This window comes from Labrys okinawensis (assembly GCF_002982075.1).
Taxonomy (GTDB): Bacteria; Pseudomonadota; Alphaproteobacteria; order Rhizobiales; family Labraceae; genus Labrys; species Labrys okinawensis_A.
The window spans coordinates 450748-475088 of record NZ_PUEJ01000003.1 but is presented as its reverse complement, the minus strand read 5'-3'; the positions used below and the strand labels follow the sequence as shown (position 1 = coordinate 475088).

The 24341-nt window shown below is 64.0% G+C and carries 19 protein-coding genes; 9 read left to right on the top strand and 10 right to left on the bottom strand.

Annotation, left to right across the window (positions count from 1 at the left end; genetic code table 11):
* The first annotated feature begins 368 nt into the window (after nt 1-368).
* From msrB to murJ, 4 genes are all read left to right on the top strand, one after another.
* Entirely contained in the window at nt 369-776 is a 408-nt protein-coding gene (gene msrB / locus C5L14_RS09245; RefSeq protein WP_245443319.1) for a peptide-methionine (R)-S-oxide reductase MsrB, read from the top strand.
* 4 nt (nt 777-780) lie between these two features.
* A complete protein-coding gene (locus C5L14_RS09240) occupies nt 781-2898 on the top strand; it encodes a S9 family peptidase (protein ID WP_105861730.1) in 2118 nt (705 codons plus the stop codon).
* Nucleotides 2899-3215: 317 nt separating this feature from the next.
* Entirely contained in the window at nt 3216-3815 is a 600-nt protein-coding gene (locus C5L14_RS09235) for a superoxide dismutase (protein ID WP_105861729.1), read from the top strand.
* A gap of 702 nt (nt 3816-4517) precedes the next feature.
* Nucleotides 4518-6047: a murein biosynthesis integral membrane protein MurJ gene (murJ, locus tag C5L14_RS09230; protein ID WP_105861728.1), complete on the top strand. Its 1530-nt coding sequence runs from the start codon at nt 4518-4520 to the stop codon at nt 6045-6047.
* Here murJ and C5L14_RS09225 read toward each other — a convergent pair.
* The 4 genes from C5L14_RS09225 to C5L14_RS09210 all read right to left on the bottom strand — a co-directional run bounded on the left by C5L14_RS09225 (nt 6025) and on the right by C5L14_RS09210 (nt 10813).
* Nucleotides 6025-7065, bottom strand: a complete 1041-nt coding sequence (locus tag C5L14_RS09225; RefSeq protein ID WP_105861727.1) for a zinc-dependent alcohol dehydrogenase family protein — start codon at nt 7063-7065, stop codon at nt 6025-6027. The two genes, murJ and C5L14_RS09225, sit on opposite strands and share 23 nt — an antisense overlap.
* 66 nt (nt 7066-7131) lie before the next feature.
* Nucleotides 7132-8517 carry a M20/M25/M40 family metallo-hydrolase gene (locus C5L14_RS09220; RefSeq protein ID WP_105861726.1) on the bottom strand — a complete coding sequence of 462 codons (1386 nt, stop codon included), beginning with the start codon at nt 8515-8517 and terminating at the stop codon, nt 7132-7134.
* Between the two features lie 140 nt (nt 8518-8657).
* The gene (locus C5L14_RS09215; protein ID WP_146126869.1) at nt 8658-8990 is read right to left on the bottom strand and encodes a response regulator transcription factor; all 333 of its coding nucleotides are present in this window, start codon (nt 8988-8990) and stop codon (nt 8658-8660) included.
* 320 nt (nt 8991-9310) lie between these two features.
* A complete protein-coding gene (locus C5L14_RS09210; RefSeq protein WP_105861724.1) occupies nt 9311-10813 on the bottom strand; it encodes a helicase HerA-like domain-containing protein in 1503 nt (500 codons plus the stop codon).
* Nucleotides 10814-11014: 201 nt separating this feature from the next.
* Between C5L14_RS09210 and C5L14_RS09205 the strand changes: the two genes are divergently transcribed.
* The 4 genes from C5L14_RS09205 to C5L14_RS09190 are packed head-to-tail and all read left to right on the top strand — an operon-like array spanning nt 11015 to nt 15559.
* Nucleotides 11015-11407: a DUF2780 domain-containing protein gene (locus tag C5L14_RS09205; protein ID WP_105861723.1), complete on the top strand. Its 393-nt coding sequence runs from the start codon at nt 11015-11017 to the stop codon at nt 11405-11407.
* 3 nt (nt 11408-11410) lie between these two features.
* A complete protein-coding gene (locus C5L14_RS09200; RefSeq protein ID WP_105861722.1) occupies nt 11411-12775 on the top strand; it encodes a methylmalonyl-CoA mutase family protein in 1365 nt (454 codons plus the stop codon).
* Nucleotides 12772-14919 carry a methylmalonyl-CoA mutase gene (scpA, locus tag C5L14_RS09195; protein WP_105861721.1) on the top strand — a complete coding sequence of 716 codons (2148 nt, stop codon included), beginning with the start codon at nt 12772-12774 and terminating at the stop codon, nt 14917-14919. The genes C5L14_RS09200 and scpA overlap by 4 nt, the downstream gene beginning before the upstream one ends.
* A 4-nt stretch (nt 14920-14923) precedes the next feature.
* The gene (locus tag C5L14_RS09190; protein ID WP_105861720.1) at nt 14924-15559 is read left to right on the top strand and encodes a demethoxyubiquinone hydroxylase family protein; all 636 of its coding nucleotides are present in this window, start codon (nt 14924-14926) and stop codon (nt 15557-15559) included.
* A gap of 4 nt (nt 15560-15563) precedes the next feature.
* Here C5L14_RS09190 and C5L14_RS09185 read toward each other — a convergent pair whose 3' ends face one another.
* The 6 genes from C5L14_RS09185 to C5L14_RS09160 all read right to left on the bottom strand — a co-directional run bounded on the left by C5L14_RS09185 (nt 15564) and on the right by C5L14_RS09160 (nt 23258).
* Nucleotides 15564-17147 (bottom strand): Na+/H+ antiporter, encoded by a 1584-nt coding sequence (locus tag C5L14_RS09185; protein WP_105861719.1) that lies wholly within the window; start codon nt 17145-17147, stop codon nt 15564-15566.
* A 134-nt stretch (nt 17148-17281) separates the two neighbouring features.
* Nucleotides 17282-18793: an alpha-N-arabinofuranosidase gene (locus tag C5L14_RS09180; protein ID WP_105861718.1), complete on the bottom strand. Its 1512-nt coding sequence runs from the start codon at nt 18791-18793 to the stop codon at nt 17282-17284.
* A gap of 197 nt (nt 18794-18990) precedes the next feature.
* A complete protein-coding gene (locus C5L14_RS09175; protein WP_105861717.1) occupies nt 18991-20313 on the bottom strand; it encodes an extracellular solute-binding protein in 1323 nt (440 codons plus the stop codon).
* A gap of 78 nt (nt 20314-20391) precedes the next feature.
* Nucleotides 20392-21237: a carbohydrate ABC transporter permease gene (locus tag C5L14_RS09170; RefSeq protein ID WP_105861716.1), complete on the bottom strand. Its 846-nt coding sequence runs from the start codon at nt 21235-21237 to the stop codon at nt 20392-20394.
* A gap of 2 nt (nt 21238-21239) precedes the next feature.
* Nucleotides 21240-22169: a carbohydrate ABC transporter permease gene (locus tag C5L14_RS09165; RefSeq protein WP_105861715.1), complete on the bottom strand. Its 930-nt coding sequence runs from the start codon at nt 22167-22169 to the stop codon at nt 21240-21242.
* 9 nt (nt 22170-22178) lie between these two features.
* The gene (locus C5L14_RS09160) at nt 22179-23258 is read right to left on the bottom strand and encodes an ABC transporter ATP-binding protein (RefSeq protein ID WP_105861714.1); all 1080 of its coding nucleotides are present in this window, start codon (nt 23256-23258) and stop codon (nt 22179-22181) included.
* A gap of 170 nt (nt 23259-23428) precedes the next feature.
* On the opposite strand from C5L14_RS09160, the gene C5L14_RS09155 reads away from it, so the two are divergent.
* Complete coding sequence (locus C5L14_RS09155; RefSeq protein ID WP_245443318.1) at nt 23429-24262, top strand: FadR/GntR family transcriptional regulator; 834 nt, start codon at nt 23429-23431, stop codon at nt 24260-24262.
* Nucleotides 24263-24341: the final 79 nt, after the last annotated feature.

The following is a 24341-nucleotide window of genomic DNA, read 5'->3' as shown; positions in this document are numbered from 1 at the left end:
GACTATCTGATCTGCACTGACGAGCGGATAGGTCACCTCAGGCATGACCACAGACTGCAATTGTAGAAAGGCACGCATGATCAGGCCATTACGCAGCATTGCTGCGGCGGCCACCGATCCGGCGCCCCTGAGAAAGGTCTAGAAGTGGGCCGACTTCCCTTGCGACAATTGGCACCCCCGACAAACAGCAAATGCAAATTTGCAAGCTCGCCGCGGAATTCAACACGACACTGAATTGCGAACTGTCGCCCCACCCCCTATTTACGACGAACTGAATAGTCTTCAAACGCTCGGCTCGTCGAATCAGTCGCAAAGTATGTCTATCGTTTCGATAGCATCCCTTTGCGGCAAAATATTGGGAGACAATTGTGCCAAACAAGAAAGTTAACAAAACAGAGGCGGAATGGCGGACGCTTCTCTCTCCAGAACAATACCACATTACCCGCGAACGCGGCACGGAACGCGCTTTTACCGGACCGTTCTGGAACTCCAAAGAAAAGGGCACCTATTCCTGCGTCTGTTGCGGTGAGGAATTGTTCCGGTCCGACACGAAGTTCGATTCGGGTTGTGGTTGGCCAAGCTATTTCGAGCCCGTGCGCGCGGATGCCGTAGTCGAGTTGGAGGACCGGTCCTACGGCATGCGCCGTATCGAGATCCGCTGTGCCGCCTGCGATGCCCATCTCGGCCATGTCTTCCCGGACGGCCCGCCTCCCACGGGCCTGCGCTATTGCATCAATGGCCATGCCATGAAGTTCACACCCGACCAGAAGGCATGACACGGTGACTACACCTTCGATTCTGCCGCCTATCGCCGAAAAGCGGCCAGTCAAACGCGTCGTCCATGGTATTTCGTTACAGGATGACTATGCCTGGCTGCGGGCAGACAATTGGCAGGAGGTGCTGCGCGACGGCTCGGCGTTGCCTGCCGACATCAGGGCCCATCTCGAGCAGGAAAATCGCTACGCCGACGCCCAGCTCGCTGGTGGCGAGCAATTGCGGGCGGTGCTGTTCGAAGAGCTCAAAGGGAGAATCAAGGCTGACGATTCCTCGGTGCCTTCACCGGACGGGCCGTTCGAGTACTATTCGCGTTTCCGACAGGGCGGGCAGCACCGTCTGTTCTGCCGGCGCCCGCGAGACGGCGGCGAGGAAGCGCTGCTTCTGGACGGCGACGCCCTGGCAAAGGGCAAGAGCTTCTTCGCCTTTGGCGGCTTTGCCCCCTCGCCCGACCATCGACTGATCGCCTGGAGCTGCGACGAGAACGGCTCGGAGTTCCATACGACACGCCTGCTCGATACCTCGAAAGGCGTAATGCTGGACGATACCATTTCCGATACGGAAGGTGGGGCCGTCTGGCTCTCGGACGGTTCGGGTTTCTACTATGTAAGGCTGGACGAGAACCATCGCGCCTCCAGTGTATGGCTGCATCTTCTGGGAACTCCGGCCAGTGCCGACCGCCTGATCTATGAAGAGGCCGACGCCGGCATGTTCGTCGGCCTGTCGCAGACCCAGTCGCGCCGCCTGGCGATCATCGACATCCATGACCATGAAACCTCGGAAGTGCGGGTGATCTATCTCGACGATGCCGACAGCCACGTGCATCTGGTCGCCACGCGCCAGGAAGGCGTGCAATATGAGATCGAGCATCGCCCGCTACCGGACGGGAGGGATCAGCTGCTGATCCTGACCAATTTCGACGACGCCGAGGATTTTCGCATCATGACCGCGCCTCTGGCGACGCCGGTGCAGACGACTGCGGCTCAGATGTCCTGGCGCGATCTCATTCCGCACAAGCCGGGCCGCTATATCCTCGACATCGTGCTGCTGGCCGACTGGCTGGTCCGGCTGGAGCGCGAGGACGGCCTGCCGCGCATCGTGATCCGATCCTTGTCGAGCGGCGAGGAACACGCCATCGACTTTGCCGAGGAAGCCTATTCGCTCTCGCTCGACGGCGGCATGGAATTCCAAACCGACCGGATCCGCTTCGTCTATTCTTCGATGACCACGCCGGCCGAAACCTATGACTATGACATGCGCTCCCGCGAGAGGGTCCTGCGCAAGCGCCAGGAGGTGCCGTCCGGGCACGACCCGGCGCTCTATGTCACCCGCCGGGTCTTCGCTCCGACGGCCGATGGTGAAAGCGTGCCGATCAGCCTGCTCTACCGCAAGGAAACGGCCCTGGACGGTTCGGCTCCCCTGCTGCTCTACGGCTATGGTGCCTATGGCCTGTCGATGCCGGCCCAATTTTCCACCAATGCGCTGTCGTTGGTGGATCGCGGCTTCGTCTATGCCATCGCTCATATCCGCGGCGGCACCGAGAAGGGCTGGCGCTGGTATCGCGAAGGCAAGCTTGCCAAGAAGCCCAACACCTTCCAGGACTTCATCGCGGCCGGCAGCTACCTGGCCGAGCGTGGCTTCACCGCCCGCAAAAGGATCGTCGCCCATGGCGGCTCGGCCGGCGGCATGCTGATGGGCGCCGTCGCCAATCTCGCCCCCGACCTGTTCGGCGCCATCGTCGCGGAGGTTCCCTTCGTCGACGTGCTCACTACCATGCTCGATGACAGCCTGCCCCTCACCCCGCCGGAATGGCCCGAATGGGGCAATCCGATCGAAGACGAGGCCGCCTTCCGGACCATTCTTTCCTACAGTCCGGTCGACAACGTGGCCACCCGCCCCTATCCGCCGATTCTGGCCCTCGCCGGCCTGACCGATCCGCGCGTGACCTATTGGGAACCGGCCAAGTGGGTGGCGCGGCTACGCGAGATGAACCCGCAGGGCAACCCGGTGATCTTCAAGGTCAATATGGATTCGGGCCATGGTGGGGCTTCCGGGCGCTTCGAACGGCTGAAGGAAGTGGCCCTGGTCCAGGCCTTCGCCCTCCAGAAGATGGGAGCGGCGTGATCTGGCGCCGGGCCCGGCAAGCACGATTTTGCCGGGCCCGGGCGGCTCGATCCGGCTTGCATAAAATCATGCCAGGCATTCACCCAAACCTGTTCCCTTCCAGCGCCTTCGCGCTTAAGTTTGCGCGCCGACGGTGCATCGGCCTTGCAGCCTGCTCCGGCGGGCATCGAGGCCGCTAGCCGCCACCCCGTCATTCGGCTCCCGCCCGGATGGCTGCAAGATCTGCGATCTCGCGGCAACCGTTCGGGAACACTGGACGGGCGGGCTGCGTTTCGTAGCCATGCCCATCGCCACCATGTCACTTCATGAGGAACGCCATGTCCTTCACGCTTCCCGACCTGACCTACTCCTATGACGCCCTCGCGCCCTACATGTCCCGCGAGACGCTGGAGTTCCATCACGACAAGCATCATCTTGCCTATGTGAACAACGGCAACAACCTGCTCAAGGGCACGGAGTGGGAAGGCAAGAGCCTCGAGGACATCGTCAAGGGCTCCTTCGGAAAGAATGCCGGCCTGTTCAACAATGCCGGCCAGCACTACAACCATCTGCACTTCTGGAAGTGGCTGAAGCCGAATGGCGGCGGTGCGATTCCCGGCAATATCGAGAAAGCCATCGTCGATGGCCTCGGCTCGGTCGAGAAGGCCAAGGAAGACTTCATCCAGGCCGGCGTCACCCAGTTCGGCTCCGGCTGGGCCTGGCTCGCCGTCAAGGACGGCAAGGTCATCGTCACCAAGACCCCGAACGGCGAGAGCCCGCTGGTGCACGGCGCCACGCCGATCCTGGGCGTCGACGTCTGGGAGCACTCCTATTATATCGACTACCGCAACCGCCGCCCCGACTACCTCAAGGCTTTCGTCGACAATCTCGTGAACTGGGAATATGTCGCCGAGCTCTACGAAGCGGCCGTGAAGTAAGCCATCCCGGAGCGTCATTCCGCCATCCGGATCGAATGGCGCTCTCCTCGAAAACATCGCCTGGGCATCCGGCGATCCCTCGGGCTGCAAGGCCGTTTTCGATCATTCGGCGAGAAGTTGGAAGGGCGGAGCTTTCTCCGCCCTTTGCATTTTAGGAGATTTCTCCGGCCTTTGGTTCGTCCGACGACAGGCCTTGTCCGATTTTTGGCACAAATCTCGAAGGACGAATCTTGGAAAGGCTATTCAAGCCGCTGATATGGTTGTGCTTTTCGAGAAATCGGTAGCCAGGCACCTGCAAGCGCCACGCATGGCTCGCCTAGCAGCCATGCAAACTCAGCAATTGTTTATTGTGCGGCGCACACTAAACTAATCCTCATCAAACGGCGCGGAACATTTCCCCGTTTGATAGCCCTCCTTGGGCGTTTCCTCCCTAGACTTGGGCCGCAGCGCAAGCTGCGGCCTCTTTCTTTTCCAGGGTCCGCCGCACTCTGACGCAATCGCCGAGAATCGCAAGGCCCATGGAAACGGCGGCATCGGGACAAGCCAGCGCTCCATATGAGCGCATCCAGCCCGAACGGCAGCTTCTCCACCGCAAATCCACGCCTCCGTCACCCGCCAGCAACCTTTTGAGGGCGATAGTGCCTGTTCCCGCCAGCCAAAGCCGCGTATAGGGCGGAGCTGACATCACGATAGGCCCTATCCTTGCTGAAGAACATTCTTTCCATCGGCGCCTGGACTATGGTGTCGCGCGTGACCGGCTTTGTCCGGGACGCCCTGATGGCCGCCCTGATGGGAAGCGGCCCGGCGGCCGAGGCCTTCATCGTCGCCTTCCGCCTGCCGAACAATTTCCGCGCCATCTTCGGCGAAGGGGCTTTCAACGCCTCCTTCGTGCCGGCCTATACCAAGGTCCATCAGCAGGAAGGAGACGAAGCCGCGCGGCTGTTCCAGGGGCGGATCGTATCGATATTGCTGATCTCGCAGGTCATCCTGCTGGGATTGGTGCTGATCTTCACGCCTCAATTCGTCGGCTTGAATGCGCCGGGCTTCGAGGGCGAGCGCTTCGATCTCGCCGTCACGCTCACCCGCATCACCTTTCCCTATCTCATCCTGATCACCCTTGCCACGCTCTATGGCGGCGTGCTCAACGCCGTCGGGCGCTTCACGGCGGCGGCGGCCGCGCCGATCCTGCTCAACGTGGCGATGATCGCCACCTTGCTGGCGCATCATTGGTTTCCGACCACCGCCCACGCGGCAGCCTGGGGCCTCACCATCTCCGGTGTCCTGCAGCTCGGCTTCATGCTGTGGGCGGCGCACCGGGCCCGCGTGCTCGCCAAGCCCGAGCCGATCAAGCTGGATACGCCGGTGAGAGCCTTCTTCAGGGCGCTGGGACCCGCCACCATCGGCTCGATGGGCACCCAGATCGCCATCTTTGCCGACACCATCATCGCCTCGCTGCTATCGGCCGGCGCGGTGGCAGCCCTCTATTACGCCGACCGCATCAATCAATTGCCGCTCGGCATCATCGGCATCGCCGCCGGCACGGTGATTCTGCCGCAGATGAGCCGCCTGCTGGCGGCCGGTCAGGTCGAGGAAGCGCATGCCGCGCAGCGCCGCACTATCTTCCTGACCTGGTTGCTGGCCGCGCCTTTCCTTGCCGGTTTTCTCGCCGTTCCCGACCTCATCATGCGCGCGCTGTTCATGCGCGGCGCCTTCACGGCGGCTGACGCGGAGGCCGCTTCCAGCGCCCTTCTCGCCTATGGCGCTGGCTTGCCGGCCGTGGTGCTGATCCGCTCGGCCGTCGCCAGCTTCTATGCCCGCGGCGATACCGCGACGCCCCTTTGGGCCTCCCTCACCGGCATCGCCGTCAATATCGTGCTGAAGATCGTCCTGATGGGTCCGCTGCAGCAGGCGGGCCTCGCCCTGGCGACCTCCCTCGGCGCCTGGGTCAATCTCGGCCTACTGACGATCCTGGCGAGCCGCCGCGGCTTCATGCATCTCGACCGGCGCCTCTATGCCATGCTGGCTTGTGTCGCCCTAGCGACCATGACTGCCGGCCTGGCCATGTATGCCGCCGCGACCGCCCTCGCGCCGCTCTTGGCCGGGCTCGCCCATATCGGCGACATCATAGGCCTGGTTTTCGTCGGCCTCGTCGGCGCCGCGTTTTACGGCGCCACCGTCTACTGTGCGTTCGGCACAGCCGGCATGGATCTCAAAAGCGCGTTACGACGCTGATGCCGATGCCATCGAAGCGGTCCATGCGCATCAGGGCTTCCGGCGCTTCCTCGAGGCCGATGCGGCTGCCGATCAGCTTCTGAGGCATCAACTTGCCGGCGGCGATCATGTCGAACATCGCCTGGTAGCGGAAAGCCTGCATGCCGTGGCTGCCGAGGATCTCGAGCTCATAGGCGATCACCCGATCCATCGGTATCGGCGGCCGGGCGTGGTCGCCCAGCATCAGGCCAACCTGGACGTGGCGGCCGCGCCGGCGCAGATTGCCGATGGAGTTGGCGCTGGTGACGGGGTGGCCCAGCGCATCCAGCGACACTTGGGCGCCGCCGCCGGTGAGATCGCGGACAGCGGCCACGACATCCTCGGTCCGCGCCGCATTGATGGTCGCCACCGCACCGAGCTGGCGGGCGAAATCCAGTTTTTCATCGGTCAGGTCGATGGCCACGACATTGGCACCAACGGCACTGGCGATCATGATCGCCGACAGACCGACGCCGCCGCAGCCATGCACGGCAACCCAGTCCCCCGCCCGGACCCGCCCCTGGTCGACCACGGCCCTGAAGGAGGTGGCAAAGCGGCAGCCAAGGCTCGCCGCCGTCGCCGAGTCGAGCGTTTCGGGCAATTCGACCAGATTGGCGTCGGCGAAATCGAGCGCCACGAACTCGGCAAAGGAGCCCCAGGCCGTGAAGCCCGGCTGGAACTGCTGCTCGCAGACCTGCTGGTTGCCGCCCGCACATTCCCGGCAATGACCGCAGCCGGCGACGAAAGGCACGGTGACGCGCTGACCCGCACGCCAGCGCCGGACCTGGCTGCCGACCGCCACGATGGTGCCCGCCAATTCATGCCCGGGCACATGGGGCAGCACGATGTCTGGGTCGTGCCCCATCCAGCCATGCCAGTCGCTGCGGCACAGGCCCGTGGCCTCGACCTTGACGACCACCCCCTCCGGCGAGGGCGTCGGGTCGGGAACGCCCTGAAGTGTCGGCGGCTGCCCGAACTGTTCGAAGACCACGGCTTTCATGATGGATCCGTATCGCGCCCTTGAAGAGAGGGCCGGTGCCGGCACCGACCCCGCTCAGGGCTCTTCTTATTTGGCAAGCGCATCGAGAATACGCACCCAGGAGCGGATGCCCCTGTGGAAGCTGCGAACATCATATTTCTCGTTGGGCGAATGGATCTGATCGTCTTCCAGGGCAAAGCCGATCAGCAGCGAATCGATGCCGAGAATGCGCTGCATGTCGCCCACCACCGGAATCGAGCCGCCCGATCCGATCACCGGCGCGGTGCGTCCCCATTCCTCGGCCAGGGCCGCGCGCGCCTTGGCGAGAGGCTCGCTGTCGGCCGGCACGGCGATGGCCGGGCCGAGGCCGTGGGAGAGGAACTCCGCCCGGCAGTCCGCCGGCAGGCGATCGGTCACGAATTTACGGAAGGCAGCCTGCACCTTTTCGGGCTCCTGGCCCGCCACGAGGCGGAAGGACACCTTGGCGGAGGCCTGCGCGGCGATCACCGTCTTGGCACCCTCGCCCTCATAGCCGCCGCTGATACCGTTGACGTCGCAGGTCGGGCGCACGGTGATCTGCTCGAGCACCGTGCGATCCTTCTCGCCGGCCGGCACTTTCAGGCCGACTTCGGCAAGATAGGCTTCGCCGTCGAAATCGAGCGCGGCCCACTCGGCCTTCACCGCATCGGGCAATTCCTTCACGCCGTCGTAGAAGCCCGGCAGGGTGACGCGGCCATCGTCGTCATGCAGGGCGGCCAGGATCTTCGACAGGACCCGAATCGGGTTCTGGGCAGCGCCGCCATACATGCCCGAATGCAGGTCGCGACTGGCGGCCTTGATGGTGACTTCCTCATAGACCATGCCCCGCAGCATGGTGGTGATCGCCGGCGTTTCGCGATCCCACATATCGGTATCGCAGACCAGGCAGAAATCGGCCTTCAGCTCGTCCTTGTTCTCCTTGAGGAAGGGAATGAGGCTGCGCGAGGACGATTCTTCCTCGCCCTCCAGGAACACGGTCACGTCGATCGGCAGTTCTCCCTGCGTCTCGATCAGGGCACGGCAGGCCTCGATGAAGGTCATCACCTGGCCCTTGTCGTCGGAAGCGCCCCTGGCCACGATGATGTCGCCGTGGGGACCGGGCTTGCGCACCGGCTCGAACGGCTTGGTGTGCCACAGATTGAGCGGATCCGGCGGCTGCACGTCATAATGACCGTAGAACAGGACATGCGGGACGCCCGGCTTGCCGGTGCGGCGATGCCCCACCACCATGGGATGGCCGATGGTCTTGCGCGGGGAGGCGTCGAAGCCAATGTCTCTCAAGGCCGCGGCAGCCCATTCGGCGGCCTTCTGGCAATCGCCGACATAGGCGCTGTCGGCGGAGATCGAAGGAATGCGGAGAAATTCGAACAGCCGGTCGAGGCTGGCATCGAGTGCCTTATCGGCAGCATCGAGCGCTTTATTGATGTCAGACATGGTCCCTAACGATGCGGGTGAGAAAGCGCCAAGCTAACCCGCCTTGCCCGCTCTGGGTAGGGCCGACTTGCCTCCCGATGGTATTTTCGCTGCCCGTCATTCCACCCTCCCCTCAGCGGGAAGGGCGAAAACAAGGTTGGTCAGCTCGCGAGGCTCCGCATCCGGGCGGTGAGTCGCGTGCGCTGGATCATCGACCCCACCCGTCGATAGATCTGCCGCGGCGAGACCGGTTCGGTGAGCACGGCATCGAACCCAGCCTGGGTCGCGGTGAGAAGCGCGGCGCGGTTCGGCTGGTTTGCGATCAGCAGAATCGGGACTTCGCGCAGCTCGCCCCCCTCGTCCTGGCTCAATGCTCCCAACAACGCAAAAGCATCGGCAAGCACCGGCAACGCGATCACCACGCCCAATGGCGGGTCCCGGCGCGCCATCTCCAAAGCATCCACGATGCCCGAAGCAAGTCTGACTTTCGTCATGCCGAAATCCAGGAGGTTCTCGCGCCAAAACTCGGCAACTTCCCGGTTTGGATTGACTAGCAAAACATCGGCAGATTGTATTACTTTTCTATTCGCCCGATCATTCAGTATAGCTGTGCCATCCATCGCCCAAGCGCCTCCAGCAATCGCGCTCAAAAAGCTCATACGCCAAGGGTACCCAAACGTATATGCTGATCCCAATACCTCACCAGGAGGCCTAAGAACGCAATACGGGAAATTTGACGTAGGCGGGCCGAATAACGGCAAACTGGTAGTAATTATATACTGACTCTTCAGCTATGGGTTGTAAAACGACAACCCTAGCGCCGCGAACGCCCCCCGAGGACTCCTCTCAAAATCGCTTGGGTAATCTCGCGGCCCGCCGTCGTCGCGATCGTGCGGGTTACCGAGCGGATCACGGCTTGCGACGTCGTCATGCGGCCGGAGGAGCGCCCCCCGCTGCTGCCCGAACCGAATACGCTTCCCAGCACGCTGCCAAGGAAACCGCCGCCCTCCTCCGCCTGCTCGGCCGGTGCGGCCTCGCCGCTGACCCGGCGCTGAAGCATTTCGAAGGCCGATTCGCGATCGACCACGGTTTCATATTTGCCGCGCAGTGGGGACGCCTGCTGGATCGCCTGGCGTTCGGCGGGCGTGATGGCACCCACCCGCGCTGCCGGCGGCAGGATGAGGGCACGCTGCACGATGGACGGCACGCCATTGCCTTCGAGGAAGGAGACCAGGGCCTCCCCCTTGCCGAGTTCCGAGATGACCTTGGCCGTGTCGAGCTCAGGATTGGGGCGGAAGGTCTCGGCAGCCGCCTTGACCGCCTTCTGGTCGCGGGGGGTAAAGGCGCGCAGCGCATGCTGCACGCGATTCCCGAGCTGGCCGAGCACGGTGTCGGGCACATCGAGCGGGTTCTGGGTGACAAAATAGACGCCGATCCCCTTGGAGCGGATCAGGCGCACCACCTGCTCGATCTTCTGCAGCAATGCGGGCGGGGCATCGTCGAAGAGAAGATGCGCCTCGTCGAAGAAGAACACCAGCTTGGGCTTGTCGAGGTCACCGACCTCGGGCAATTGCTCGAAGAGTTCGGACAGCAGCCAAAGCAGGAAAGTGGCGTAGAGCTGGGGCGCCATCATCAGCTTGTCGGCCGCCAGGATATTGATGGTACCGCGCCCCTTGGCATCGAGCAGGCCGATATCGGCGAGCGACAGGGCAGGCTCGCCGAAAAATTTATCGCCACCCTGCTGTTCCAGCGCCAGCAGCTGGCGCTGGATCGCCCCCACCGTCGCCTTGGAGACATTGCCATAGCTCTTGATCAGTTCGGCGGCCTTGTCGGCCATGTCGGACAGCAGGGCCTGCAGGTCCTTGAGATCGAGCAGCAGCAGGCCCTGATCGTCGGCAAGCTTGAAGGCGGCGTTGAGCACGCCCTCCTGGACGTCGTTGAGCTGCAGCATCCGGGCCAGCAGGAGCGGTCCGACATCGGAGACGGTCGCGCGGATCGGTGTCCCCTGCTCGCCGAAGACGTCCCAGAACTGCACCGGAAACTGGTCGGGCTGATAGGTGATGCCGACCTCGGTGGCGCGCTTGACGATGAAGTCCTTGGCTTCGCCACGCTGGGAAACGCCGGACAGATCGCCCTTGATGTCCGCCGCGAAGACCGGCACGCCGCGGGCGGAGAATCCCTCGGCCAGCACCTGCAGCGTCACCGTCTTGCCGGTTCCCGTCGCCCCGGTGATCAGCCCGTGCCGATTGCCGAAGGCCAGCGCGAGATATTGGGGCTCTGCGCTCTTGGCGACGAAAATCCGGCTCTGATCGGTCATCTCTTCCTGTCCTGAACGGTCAAATCGCGAGGCGAACCATACCCGCCCACGCAACATATCGCTACGGGCAACGGCTTGATGAAGCGTTACAAGTATTTAAAGCCACGGCCTTGATCTCCATGGCAAAATGGGAAACAGAGAAGAGCGGTTTGCCTATCGTGAATCTTTGGTAGCATCCACGTCACGTCAGGGAGAAGAAAAATGGAAGAGCTGGTCGCCCAATTGGGCGCTAAAATTGGCGTGAGCCCCGACGTTGCGACTCAGGCCATCGGTGCCGTGCTTGCCTTCCTGGAGCGGGAAGGCCCTGCCGACGCGGTATCGAAGCTCGTCGATTCGATCAGTGGCGCGCGTGAAGTCACCAATGAGGCCATGAATGCCCAGAGCGGCGGCTTCATGGGCATGCTGGCCGGCATGGTCGGCCATGTCGGCGGCGGCATTGCCGGCCTTGGGGGCCAGTTGATGGCTCTCGGCCTCGACCTCAACCAGATCCAGGCGATCGGCAAGGAACTCTTCGCCTATGCCGAGAAGGAAGCCGGGCCGGAAGTGGTCGGCAAGATCGTCGCCGAGATTCCCGAACTCGGCCAGTTCGTCTGAACCATGGCGGAGGCGGGTGCGGATGAGGCCCGTTGGCGCGATGCCGTCGCCGGCGTACTCAAGGGAGCCTCCTTCGAGGACAGGCTGACCAGCCTGTTGCCGGACGGTGCGCGCCTGCAGCCCATCTATGCCCGCAAGGCCGGCGCCCTGCCCATTCCCGGGCGCCCGCCGGCCTCGCCCTGGACCATCATCCAGCGCGCCGATCATCCCGATGTCGCGCCGGCGAACGGCCAGCTTCTGGAAGATCTCGAAGGCGGCGCCGGCGGCGTCGCGCTGGTGACCACGCAAAGCCCGTTCGCGCGCGGCTTCGGCGTTGCGATTTCCACGCCCGGCAACCTGGACGGCCTTTTGGCCGGCGTCTTGCGCAATGCAATCGAGATCCGGCTCGAGGCAGGGCCGCAAACTCTCGAAGTGGCACGCTGGCTCAGCGAGATCGACGGCGGCACTCTTCATTATGGCTACGACCCGATCGGCCTGCTCGCCACCACCGGCAACCTGCCGACGGGCTGGCCCTCCACCGCCTCGGTCCTGGCCAATCACCGCCAGGGCGGCACCGTTCTGACGGCGGACGGGCGCCCCCTTCACGAAGCGGGCGCCACGCCGGGGCTGGAGCTTGCCGGCATGCTCAGTGCGGCCCTGTCCTATCTGCGCGTCCTGGAGGCGACCGGCTTGCGCCTCGAGGAGGCGCGCCATTGCGTCGGATTTGCGATCGCCGCCGACCAGGACGTGTTCACCACCATCGCCAAGCTCCGGGCCCTGCGCCTGCTTTGGCTCGAGATCGAGGACGCCTGCGACCTCGCCGCCAGTCCGATCCATATCCACGCGGAAACCGCCTGGCGCATGCTGAGCCGGCGCGACCCGGCCACCAACATGCTGCGTAACGGGCTGGCCGCCGCCGCCGCCGGGCTGGGCGGCGCCGACAGCATCGCCATTCTCCCTCATACGGCCGCCAATGGGCTCGCCGACGCCCATGCCCGGCGCGTCGCCCGCAATTGCCAGCACGTCCTGATCAGCGAAGCCAATCTGCACCGCATCGCAGACCCGGCAGCCGGCTCCGGCGGGCTGGAGGCGATGACCGATGCCCTTCGTGAGGCGGGCTGGGCCCAGTTCCAAGCCATCGAGCGCCAGGGTGGCATCATCAATGTGATCCAGTCAGGCTGGCTGCAGGAAGAGATCGAGCGGCTGCGCCAGCCTGTCGGCACCATCATCGGCGCCAATAAATACGCCCTGGCCAAAGAACCGGCCGTTTCAGTGCTGCGGCCGGCCCCCGCCGACACCGCGTCGCCTGCCGCCCTGGCCCTGAGCCGCAGGCGCGATGCAGTCCCGTTCGAGAGTGCGCCCGAAAGCGCGCCAGGAGGCGCCGCATGAGCCGCATCCCCGATTTCTCGAACCTTCCCCTGCGCCGGCTTTCGCCAGGCCCGCTCCTGACCGGCGAGGTCTGGCAAACGCCTGAAGGTATCGACATCAAGGCCGTGCATGGGGAGAGCGACCTGATCGGCCTGCAGGCCGTCGATTCCTGGCCGGGCCTGCCGCCCTTCCTGCGCGGCCCCTACCCGACCATGTATGTCCAGCAGCCCTGGACCATCCGCCAATATGCCGGCTTCTCCACCGCCGAGGAATCCAACGCCTTCTATCGCCGCAACCTCGCGGCCGGCCAGAAGGGGCTGTCGATCGCCTTCGACCTCGCCACTCATCGCGGCTATGATTCCGACCATCCCCGTGTGACCGGCGATGTCGGCATGGCCGGCGTCGCCATCGATTCCATCATCGACATGCGCACCCTGTTCCAGGGCATTCCGCTCGATGAGATGTCGGTATCGATGACCATGAACGGCGCCGTGCTGCCGATCCTGGCGCTCTATATCGTCGCGGCCGAAGAGCAAGGCGTCTCGCCCGACAAGCTGGCAGGGACCATTCAGAACGACATTCTGAAGGAGTTCATGGTCCGCAACACCTATATCTACCCGCCGGGCCCCTCCATGCGCATCGTCGGCGACATCATCGCCTATACCGCGCAGAAAATGCCGAAATTCAACGCGATCTCGATTTCCGGCTACCACATGCAGGAAGCCGGCGCGACGCAGGACCTGGAGCTCGGCTACACCCTGGCCGACGGGGTCGAATACATCAAGGCCGGGCTGAAGGCCGGGCTCGACATCGACCATTTCGCTCCGCGCCTGTCCTTCTTCTTCGCCATCGGCATGAATTTCTACATGGAGGTGGCCAAGCTGCGCGCCGCCCGCTTGCTGTGGACGCGCCTGGTAGAGCAGTTCCATCCGAAATCGGCCAAATCCCTGGTCTTGCGCACGCATTGCCAGACTTCCGGCTGGTCGCTGACCGCGCAGGATGTCTACAACAACGTCACCCGCACCTTGATCGAGGCGATGGCGGCCACGCAAGGCGGCACCCAATCCCTGCATACCAACGCCCTCGACGAGGCCCTGGCGCTGCCGACGGATTTTTCGGCCCGCATCGCGCGAAACACCCAGCTCGTGCTGCAGCAGGAGAGCGGCACCACGAGGCTGATCGATCCGTGGGGCGGGGCCCACGCCATCGAAAGCCTCACCGCCGACCTCGCAGCCAAGGCCTGGCAGCATATCGAGGAAGTCGAGGCGATGGGCGGCATGGCCAAGGCAATTGAAGCCGGCCTGCCCAAGTTGCGCATCGAGGAAGCTGCCAGCCGGACCCAGGCCCGCATCGATGCCGGCGAACAGGCGGTGATCGGCGTCAATATCTACAAGCCCCCTTCGGAGCCGCCGCTCGACCTGCTCAAGGTCGACAATTCGGCCGTGCGTGCGGCCCAGATCGCCAAGCTCGGGCAGTTGAAGGCCGAGCGCGATCCGGCTGCCCTGGAGCAGGCCCTGGATGCCTTGAGCAAGGGCGCGGAAGGCGATGCCAATCTCCTGGCCCTCGCCGTCGATGCCGCCCGGGCCAAGGCGACCGTCGGCGAGATCTCCTCGGCGCTCGAAAAGGTGTTCAGCCGCCACAAGGCGGAGATCCGCGCCACCTCTGGTATCTACAAGGCTGCGATGAGCGGGGACGGCATCGAGAAGGTGCAGCGCCAGACTGCCCTCTTCCGCGAGGAGGAAGGGCGTCCACCCAAGATCCTCGTCGCCAAGATGGGGCAGGACGGGCATGACCGGGGCCAGAAGGTCATCGCCTCCGCCTTCGGCGATCTCGGTTTCGAGGTCGAGATCGGCCCCCTCTTCGCCACGCCTGCCGAAGTCGCCAGGCAGGCGGCCGACAGCGATGTCCATATCGTCGGCGTTTCGTCCCTCACCGCCGGCCATCTCACTTTGGTCCCCGCCTTGCGCAAGGCCCTGGTAGCCGAGGGGCGGCCCGATATCATGATCGTGGTGGGCGGCGTGGTACCCGAACAGGATTTCGAGGCGCTTTATGCGGCTGGTGCCCAGGCAATCTTCCCGCCCGGCACGGTGATCACAGAGGCGGCCAGTGGCCTGCTCGACGAATTGCTGAACCAATTGCGTCACCGCCATCACAACCGGCGTTGATGCGATGGCGGCGGATCCTCTCGGCGAGGCCATCCGGCACCCCCCCAGCCTCGCCACATCCGCTCGTGATCGCCTGACAATCGCGCGGATTCTGCGCGTCAATCACGCCGGCGAATATGGCGCCATCCGGATCTATGGCGCCCAGATTGCTGTCTCAAAACTGGTGTGGCCCGACATGGTACCGCATCTGTCCGGCATGCTCGCCGACGAAATCCGACATTGCGCCCTGTTCCGGGCAGCGATGCCGACCCGACAATCGCGCCCCTGCCGCATCATGCAGCTATGGAGCCTGGGCGGTTTCGTCCTCGGCTTCCTCACCGCCTTGGCTGGCCGGCAGGCAATCTGGGTCTGCACGGCGGCCGTGGAGGCGGCGGTGCATCGCCATCTCGGCGACCAGCTTCACTTCCTGGCGGGCCGCGACGAGGGCGCAAGAACCATCATTCTCGATATCAACGAGGAGGAGGTCGCCCATTTAACCACCGCGCAAAGCCAGTTGACCGAGCCGGGACTGCCGAAACGCGTTCTCCATGGTGTGATCACCGCGCTGACCGACATGATGATCTTCCTGTCGACATGGGGCGATTCCGTTCGTATGGCGCGCGCACTGGCCGAGCAGGCCCAGGATACAGGCCGGAAATAGCTCGTCACGACTTCGCGGAAATCGCGCTCAATTCTTCCAGATCGAGGTCGCGTTCCAGCTCGTGCAGCGTCTCATTGTCGATCTTCCCGGCCCGGTGAAGCCTGATCAGCTCGTCGCGCCCGGTGGCGATCGCGGCCAGGACGACGTCGAAATGCGCATGAAGGCCCGGCTGATATTCTTCGGTGCGCTCGGCATAGTCGATGATCATCGTGGCCCTGCGCTGGTAGCGCTCCAGCAGCCGGGGATGAATGAGATTGCCCTCGCTGTCGTAGGCCAGCTTTTGGATGGTCACCAATTGCTTCTGCGCCATGGCGGCTTCGGCCTGGGCCATGGTGAGGCGCGCCCTTTCCGATTCCGGCTCGACCGGCTTTACCCAGCCGATCATCTGCCCCAGGGTGGTGCCCTGGACGAGCACCGTTCCCAGAATCACGGCGAACGAGGTCACCAGGATGAAGTCGCGGCCGGGGAATCCTTCCGGCACGCTCAGTGCCAGGGCCAGGGTGACGACACCGCGTACGCCGGCCCAGCTCAGGATGGTGGCGTTTGCAAGGCCGAGCGGGGTGTAGCGCTTGAACCCCACAGCCACGCAGAGCCGGATCACCAGATCGGAGCCGAACACCCAGGCAAAGCGTGCGAGGGTGAGCGCCAGCAGGATCACGAGAATGGGGACGAGCATGGTGTCGGCCACGACGCCGAAGCCGCCACCACGTTCCACCACGCCCCGCAGGGTGAAGCCGATCAGGATGAAGACCGCCGCCTCCATCAGAAAGATCATCACGGTCCAGAACGCCGTACCGCGCATGCGTATCGAGGCCGAAAACACGGTGTGCTGATACCAGCCGGCAATCAGGCCCGTGGTGACCGTGGCGATCACGCCGGAGACATGGATCATCTCGCCGAGCAGGTAGGATGACCAGGACAACAGGCATGTGGCGGCGATGATCAGATATTCGTCGCCGAGGCGGCGTGCGAGCAGGACCCATGTACCGCCGGCGGCGACACCGACGAGGACGCCGCCCAATGCCAGCAGAAAGAACTCGCCGACGGCATCCACCGCGCTGAAAGTACCGGTGATCCCCGCCGCGATGGCAAAGCGAAACAGCACAAGCCCGCTCGCATCGTTGAGCAGGCTTTCGCCCTCGAGTAGAATCTGCAGGCGCCGAGGCAGTTTCACCCGCTGCAGCACGGCACGGGCGGAGACGGCATCGGGCGGCGAGACGATCGCGCCGAGCGCCGCACAAGCGGCCCAGGGCAACGATGGAAAGAGCAGATGGGTGACCACGGCCACGACGACGCAGGTGAAGACCACCGCCCCGACCGCCAGCGAGGCAATGCCGATCATGTGACGTCGCAATCGCCCGAGCGCGATGAACCAGGCCCCATCCATCAGGAGCGGCGGCAGGAAGATCACGAGCACCAGGTTGGGATCGAGCGCGATGGCGGGCAGGCCCGGCAGAAAGGCAAGCGACGCTCCGCCGACTAGCAGGGCCACGGATGGCGGCAGGTCGAGCTTGCCCGCGGCGTAATGCAGGACGATGATCGCGAGAAACATCGCGATCACCAGTTCGAACAGCTGAATTGGGTCCATCCGCCTCTGCCCCGATTTGGCTTTTGCAGACCCTATAACGTCACGTCGGAAATGAAAGCTGGCGTTCGAGCACCGATCCAGCGGGTGGTGGGCTACACACATCTTCCTCCACGTCGAAAGGCGCCCTCCTCCGCTCAGCGCGGAGCGGTGACGATCACGTTCCAGGAGCCCGGCATGAGCCTGGCCTGCAGGCGGTCTCCCTCCAGGCTCACTTTTTCGATCGGCGCCGGGGCGACGGTATCCTGAGCGTCCTTGGTATTGACCGCCTTCATGTTGGGATGATGGATCTGCAACGCCTCCACCACCTGTCGGTTGCCGCCGAAGCCGCGCAGCAGGACTTCGAGGTCCATCGGTTCGCCGAGATGTCGGTTCAGGGCGAAGATGGTGACCTGGCCGGTCGTCTCGTCCTCGGTGACGCAGGCATGGAGGTAGGGAATTTCCGGCGCCGTCTTGCCGGCATAGGAGGGTGAAGAGATCAGCGAACGCAGCACGCGGCCATGGGCATGGCGTGCCGTGAGAGCGAAGGGATGGAAGATGGTCTGGCGCCAGGCCGCCCCGCCCGGCTCCGTCATGATCGGCCCGATGATGTTGACCAGCTGGGCGATGCAGGCGCATTTCACGCGGTCGGCATTGTTGAGCAGCGTGATCAGCGCACCACCCACCAGGAGCGCATCCTCGGTATTGTAGACTTCCTCGATCAGCGGCGGGTGCTCGGGCCAGCCCGGCTTGCGCAGATGCTCATGCGTGCGGGCCTTGTACCAGACGTTCCACTCGTCGAGAGATAGCATGATCCGCTTGGGCGAGCGGCGCGTGGCGGCCACGGCGTCGGCGATGGCCACCACCTCCCGGATGAAGGCTTCCAGGAGCTCGATATTGCCGAGGAACTCCTCGGTGCTGTCATGCGGGTTCTGGAAATAGGTGTGCAGGGAGATGAAGTCGACATAGTCGAAGCAATGGTCGAGAACCTCGTACTCCCAGCGGGCATAGGTAGCCATGTCGCGGTTGGACGAGCCGCAGGCCGCCAGCTCGATCGAGGGATCGACCCAGCGCATCACCTTGGCCGTCTCATGGGCGATGCGGCCATATTCGCCCGCCGTCTTGGCACCAATCTGCCAGGGACCGTCCATCTCGTTGCCCAGGCACCAGAACTTGATGTCGTGCGGCTTTTCATAGCCGTGGCTCTTGCGCAGCTCCGAGAGCTCCGTGCCGCCGGGATGGTTGCAATATTCGATGAAGCGGCGTGCCTCGTCATGGTCGCGGGTGCCGAGATTGACGCCAAACATCGGCTCCACCCCGACCTTCCGGGACCAGTCGATGAATTCATTGGTGCCGAAGGCGTTGGTTTCCGTCGAGAACCAGGCAAGGTCGAGCCGGCGCGGCCGCTTCTCCACCGGGCCGACGCCGTCTTCCCAATTGTAGCCGGACAGGAAATTGCCGCCGGGATAGCGCACGATGGTGGTGCCGAGTTCGCGGGTCAGCTCGGCGACATCCTGGCGGAACCCCTGCTCATCCGCAGTGGGATGGCCGGGCTCGAAGATACCGGTGTAGACGCACCGTCCCATATGCTCGACGAAGGTACCGAAGATGCGGCGGTCGAGCTCGGAGATGATGAAATCGTGATCGACGATCAGGCGGGCGGACGGCATGGCAAAAACTGACCTTTGAACCTGGAAGAGATTTGGCGGGAAAGGGACCCACGGCGGGAGGAGAGCCGTGGGTCCTATGGCGTTTTGCGATGAGGCGGGGTCACCACGAACCGCAAAGACGCGTCGACTCAAAGAGTTGGAGCGAATGAGCGTTCACACTTGAGCGCGCTTTGCTCTGGGCGTGACGAAACGCGGCCTTACTTCGCGTTCGCCAGCAGTTCGTTGATGCGGGACTGGGCATCGGCGAGCGCGGCGTCGATCTCCTTGTCTCCGGTCACGCCGGCGGTGACCTCGTCATTCTCGATCTCCTGGATCGCGAACTGGCGCTTCACCGCCGCCGGGCGGGCAGCGCCATTTGTGGTCAGCGGCGCGAGATCGGCCCGATGCGGCAGGGCCTTGAATTCGGCGCTATCGGCCACGGATTTGCGGATGGGCAGATGCCCGGTGCGCGACCACTGGAAATCATTGTCCCACAGGAATTTCAGGAATGCGTAGGCCGATTTGCGCTGCGCATCGGAAAGATCGGCCTTGAGGATTACCCAGCTATGCCCATCGGCCCAGACGCGCGGACTGCCGGGATAGAGCTGCGGGAAAGGCACTACCGCATAGCCGTTGGACAAGGGTGCGCCGCTCTTCTTGGATTCCTGGTCGTAGGTATCGACCAGCCAGGTGCCGCAGATGAACACGCCTGCATCCCCGGCCGCGAAGCTGGCAACCGAGGCGGCATAGTCCTGCCCCCTGGTCGTGTCGCCATTCTGGTAGAGCGTCTTCAGCAACGTCGCGGCATTCTTGGCCTCGGGCGTGGTGAAATTGACCTTGGTCGGATCGGCGAAGAACTCCGAGTTCTGCTGGTAGAGCAGCGTGTCGAAGGTACGGGTGAAGAAGGCCCGCTCATTGGCGATGGTCCAGACGAAATAGGGCTTGCCCGTCTTTTCCTTGAACTGCTTGGCCTGGGCCAGCAGTTCCTCGCTGTTCTTGGGCAGGATCGGCTTGCCGGCGGCATCGACCAGCCCGGCCTGTTTGAACAGGTTCAGATTGATGTGCCAAAGCCAGGTATGGGTGTCGAACGGCAGGGCAAAGGTCTTGCCGTCCTTGGTGACGCCGGCCTTGGCGGCATCGGTGAAGTCGGCGGTATCGACACCCGCCGCCTTCAGGCCCTCGTCGAGGGGTTCGAGCAGGCCGCGCGAGGAATAGTCGCTGATGACGGCCTCGTGCATCACCGAGATGGTCGGCGGCTCGCCCGAGCGGATGCGCGCGGTGAGCTGGTCATAGCCCGGCCATTCGACGATATCGACATTGACGCGGGTATCCTTGCTCTCGGCATTGAACTTGTTGATCAGCGCCGTGATGATGCCGCACTCGCCATTGGCCTTGGCGACATCCGTCACCTTGCCGTAGTCGGCCTCACAGGCGCCGAAGAAGCGCGACACCGAGATTTCGGTCTTGTCCTGGGCGAGGCCGGCCTGCGACGACAGTAGAAGCACGGCCCCGGCATAGAGCAATCGTTTCAAACCGATCATGCATTTCCTCCGTTTCGGCCGATTTTGTTCAAGGTCGAGCGCGCGGCCGGGACGCGGAACCAGGAGATCTCGTTGCCTTCAGCGGATCGCGGCGCCGGCCACGGCGCGAACGATGTATTTCTGGAAAAACAGGTAGACGATGAAGACCGGCAGCCCGGCGAAAACGGCCTGCGCCATCAGGAAGCCGAGCCCCTCCGACTGGGCGAAATTGGTCTGCGTCGAGGCCATCCCGACGGTGAGGGTGAACATGTCGGGCTTGGTCGCCGAGATCAGCGGCCACAGATAGTCGTTCCACGCCGAAAGGAAGGTGAAGATTCCGAGCGTGGCCTGGGCCGGGATGGTCAGCGGCAGCACCACCTTCCAGAAGATCTTGAAGCGGGAGGCATTGTCGAGCATCGCCGCCTCGTCGATGTCGCGCGGGATGGCCTTGAAATATTGCGTCATCAGGAAGACGCCGAAGGCATGGGAGAGCCCTGGCAGGATCAGCGCCGGATAGCCATTGTGCATCTTCCAGTCGGTGAACATCTGATGGCGGGCGATGATCACCGCCTGCTCGGGAATGGCCAGGCCGAGCAGCACCAGCACGAACAGGATGTCCCGCCCCGGAAACTCGGTGCGGGCAAAGCCGTAGCCGGCCAGGGACGACAGCACCAGCGTGCCGATGGTCATGCCGCCGGCCACGATCATGCTGTTGACGAGCCAGCGGAACACGCCGGACGAGGCGATGATGTCGGTGTAGTTCTTGAATGTATAGGGCGGATGCAGGACCGTCGCGGTCGAGAACATCAGCTCCGAATTGGGCTTGAACGAGAGCACGATCACCCAGGCGACGGGGATCAGCCAGGCGACGGCGAGGACCAGCACGCCAGCCAGGATCACCCGGTCTCCGGCGGTGCGGCCGACGAATTGCTGTGCGCTCGCCATGGCTAGCCCTCCGTCCGCCGGCGGGCGGCGACATATTGCAGGATCGCGGCAATCGCCATCAACAGGAAGAGCACCTCCGAGGCCGCGGCGGCATAGCCGACATTCCAGCGCTGGAAGCCTTCCTCATAGATGAACTGCACGATGGGGCGCGAGGCGTTGTTTGGGCCTCCCCGCGTGAGAAGCTGGGCCTGGCCGAACAGCTGGAACTGCGCCACGATCTCATAGATCGCCACGACGACGACGCTGCGCCGGATCGAGGGCAGCGTGATCGACCAGAAGGATCGCCAGCGCCCGGCATTGTCCAGGGCGGCCGCCTCATAAAGCTCGCCCGGTATCTGCTGCAGGGCGGCGAGGAACAGCATCATCGGCAGGCCAATCACCCACCACAGCGTGCACAGCGCAATGGCCGGCAAAGCAAGTTCCTGGCTGGTCAGGAACTGGATCGGCGGCAGGCCGAAGATCGCGAGTATGCCGGCGATCAGGCCCCGATCGGGCAGATACATCATCTTCCAGATGATGGTGACGATGGTCACCGACAGGACCGAGGTGCCGAAGAAGATCGCCCGCAGCGCGGCGCTGCCCTTGCTCTCCCGGTTGAGCGCGAGAGCGAGGCCAAGGCCGATGCCGACGAAAACCGGCACCGTCATCAGCACGAAGACAAAAGTGTTGCTCACCGTGCCCAGGAAGACCTTGTCGGCGAACAGGCGCCGGAAATTCGCCAGGCCGGCAAAGGAAGCCGTCTGGTCGAACATGTCGTATTCCTGCAGGCTGATCCAGATGCCACGAAACAGCGGGTAGACCAAGAGGACGCCGTAGATGGCAAGGAAAGGCAGGACGAACAGGAGATTGCGCCAGCTCGGCCCGATCGAGGCGCCGGCATAGCGGGGTACGGGCGACGCAGCCGCTGCGGCGGGAAGGCTTTGCGTGGACATGGGCCCTCCTCACGCGGCATGGAAGGCAAGGCCGCCATCATCGAACAGATGCGCGGCCTGCGAATCCACCGAAAAGCGGGCCTCGCCCCCGGCGACGGCGGTCGAGGCGCCCTTGTCTTCGGCAACCAGCGAGGTGCCATCCGGCAGGCGCACATAAAGATGGGTGCGATCGCCGAGGCGCTCGACCACCTCGATCCGGCCGGCCAAGGCACCTGCCGGATCGGCCCGCACGGCTTCCGCCCTCACCCCCAGGCGCAGATTGGTGCCTCGCGGCAGGGTGGCGGCGGGCACGCGGGTGGTGATGGCGGTGCCATCCGCCAGAGTGGCGACTGCCAGACCGCCCTGCTCGGCGATCGTCACGGGCAGGAAGTTCATGGCGGGAGAACCGACGAAACGCGCCACGAATTCCGTGGCCGGCCGTGAATAGACTTCCATCGGCGTGCCCACCTGCTCGATCTTGCGGGCGTTCATCACCACGATGCGCTCGGCCAGCGTCATCGCCTCGACCTGATCATGGGTGACGAAGATGGTGGTGGCCTGGACCTGCTGGTGCAGGCGGGCCAGCTCGACACGGGTGCGTACGCGCAGCGCCGCATCGAGATTGGAAAGCGGCTCGTCGAACAGATAGGCCTTGGGGCTTTTCACCAGGGCGCGGCCGATGGCGACGCGCTGGCGCTGGCCGCCGGAGAGCTGGCCGGGCTTGCGGGCGAGGAGCGGCTCGATCTCCAGGATGCGCGCCGCTTCCTTCACCCGGCGGTCGATCTCCTGGCCGGGCATGGCGATGTTGCGCAGGCCGAACGCCATGTTCTCGTAGATCGTCATATGCGGATAGAGCGCGTAGTGCTGGAACACCATGGCGACGCCGCGCGCGCCCGGCGGCAGCCGGTCGACCCGCTGGCCGCCGATCGAGATCGAGCCGCCATCAACACGCTCCAACCCCGCAATCATGCGCAGCAAAGTGGACTTTCCGCAGCCCGACGGCCCGAGGAAGGCAATGAACTCGCCCGAGCGGATCTTCAAAGAGAGGTCTGCGATGACGTTCACGGCGCCAAAGGTCTTGGACACCCTGTCGATGTCGATGGCACTCAAGGCCTCTTCCTCCTACCATCTTTTCTTATTATCATCTGATGATAAGATAGAGGCAATCGCGATCCGGTGTCAATCGCCGCCGACGTGAAGAACGGCAATTTGTAGGAGGATTTCCCATTGGCAGGAGGGTTGCTGGGCGCTTTGTTCCTTCCCGATAGCAGTGTTAAGAGGTGGGAACCCTCTCAGATCGCGGCGGCACCAGCCGGCGCGAAGAGCACGGTGCCGCCCGCATCCAGCAACGGGCTGGTTTGGAGATGAGTATGTTCGAGCGGGATACCGCCATCAGCACGATGAGCGCGCAGGTCGCGCGCATCATCGGCACCCGCATCACTTCGGGAGAATTTCGCCCCGGCGACACCCTGCCGATCGAGAACGAACTCTGCCAGGCCTATGGCGTCAGCCGCTCGACGGTGCGCGAGGCCGTGAAGAACCTGGCGGCCAAGGGACTGGTCGAGGTTTCCCCCAAGACCGGCACACGCGTGCTGCCCTTCGCCGACTGGAACCTGCTCGACCAGGATGTGCTCTCCTGGCGCCTGAACGCCCAGTTCGACGAGCGCATCATCGAGGATCTCTACGAAATGCGGAACTGCTTCGAGCCGCGCGCCTGCTTCCTGGCGGCGCGGGACGGCTCGGCGGATGACCTCGAACGCATCCGCATGCGCTTCTCCGACCTCGTCTCCATGCTCGGGCAGCCGGCTCTGGCGGCGGGCGCCGAGACGGAATTCCACCTCGCCATCATGACGGCCACCCATAACGGCCTGTTCGTCACCATCGGGCGGGCGGTCAAGACGGCCCTGAAGGTTTCCTTCGGCCTGACGCAGCGCAGCGCCAACGGCCAGGCGATGGACCTGCAGCCCTATCAGGCCGTGGTCTCGGCCATCCTCGCCCGCAAGGCTGACGAGGCCTCCCGGGCCATGAGCCAGTTGCTGGAAATTTCGCGGGCCCGCATGCTGGAGGCCCTGCGCAATGCCCCGCGTGCCGTCGAGAAGACGGCCGGCGAATAGGAGCCGCTCCGGCCGGGTCGGCATGCGCGGGACAATGCTGCAAACCTGTGCTTATCTTCCCTCCGTGGCTGGACAGCGA

Bases quoted from the DNA above. Each gene is read 5' to 3' on its own strand.
- C5L14_RS09170 (WP_105861716.1), bottom strand. From the start codon at position 21,237: ATGGCGAGCGCACAGCAATTCGTCGGCCGCACCGCCGGAGACCGGGTG.
- C5L14_RS09210 (WP_105861724.1), bottom strand. From the start codon at position 10,813: ATGACCGATCAGAGCCGGATTTTCGTCGCCAAGAGCGCAGAGCCCCAA.
- C5L14_RS09205 (WP_105861723.1), top strand. From the start codon at position 11,015: ATGGAAGAGCTGGTCGCCCAATTGGGCGCTAAAATTGGCGTGAGCCCC.
- C5L14_RS09165 (WP_105861715.1), bottom strand. From the start codon at position 22,169: ATGTCCACGCAAAGCCTTCCCGCCGCAGCGGCTGCGTCGCCCGTACCC.
- C5L14_RS09180 (WP_105861718.1), bottom strand. From the start codon at position 18,793: ATGCCGTCCGCCCGCCTGATCGTCGATCACGATTTCATCATCTCCGAG.
- C5L14_RS09220 (WP_105861726.1), bottom strand. From the start codon at position 8,517: ATGTCTGACATCAATAAAGCGCTCGATGCTGCCGATAAGGCACTCGAT.
- C5L14_RS09175 (WP_105861717.1), bottom strand. From the start codon at position 20,313: ATGATCGGTTTGAAACGATTGCTCTATGCCGGGGCCGTGCTTCTACTG.
- C5L14_RS09215 (WP_146126869.1), bottom strand. From the start codon at position 8,990: ATGACGAAAGTCAGACTTGCTTCGGGCATCGTGGATGCTTTGGAGATG.
- C5L14_RS09200 (WP_105861722.1), top strand. From the start codon at position 11,411: ATGGCGGAGGCGGGTGCGGATGAGGCCCGTTGGCGCGATGCCGTCGCC.
- scpA (WP_105861721.1), top strand. From the start codon at position 12,772: ATGAGCCGCATCCCCGATTTCTCGAACCTTCCCCTGCGCCGGCTTTCG.
- C5L14_RS09235 (WP_105861729.1), top strand. From the start codon at position 3,216: ATGTCCTTCACGCTTCCCGACCTGACCTACTCCTATGACGCCCTCGCG.
- C5L14_RS09190 (WP_105861720.1), top strand. From the start codon at position 14,924: ATGGCGGCGGATCCTCTCGGCGAGGCCATCCGGCACCCCCCCAGCCTC.
- C5L14_RS09185 (WP_105861719.1), bottom strand. From the start codon at position 17,147: ATGGACCCAATTCAGCTGTTCGAACTGGTGATCGCGATGTTTCTCGCG.
- C5L14_RS09225 (WP_105861727.1), bottom strand. From the start codon at position 7,065: ATGAAAGCCGTGGTCTTCGAACAGTTCGGGCAGCCGCCGACACTTCAG.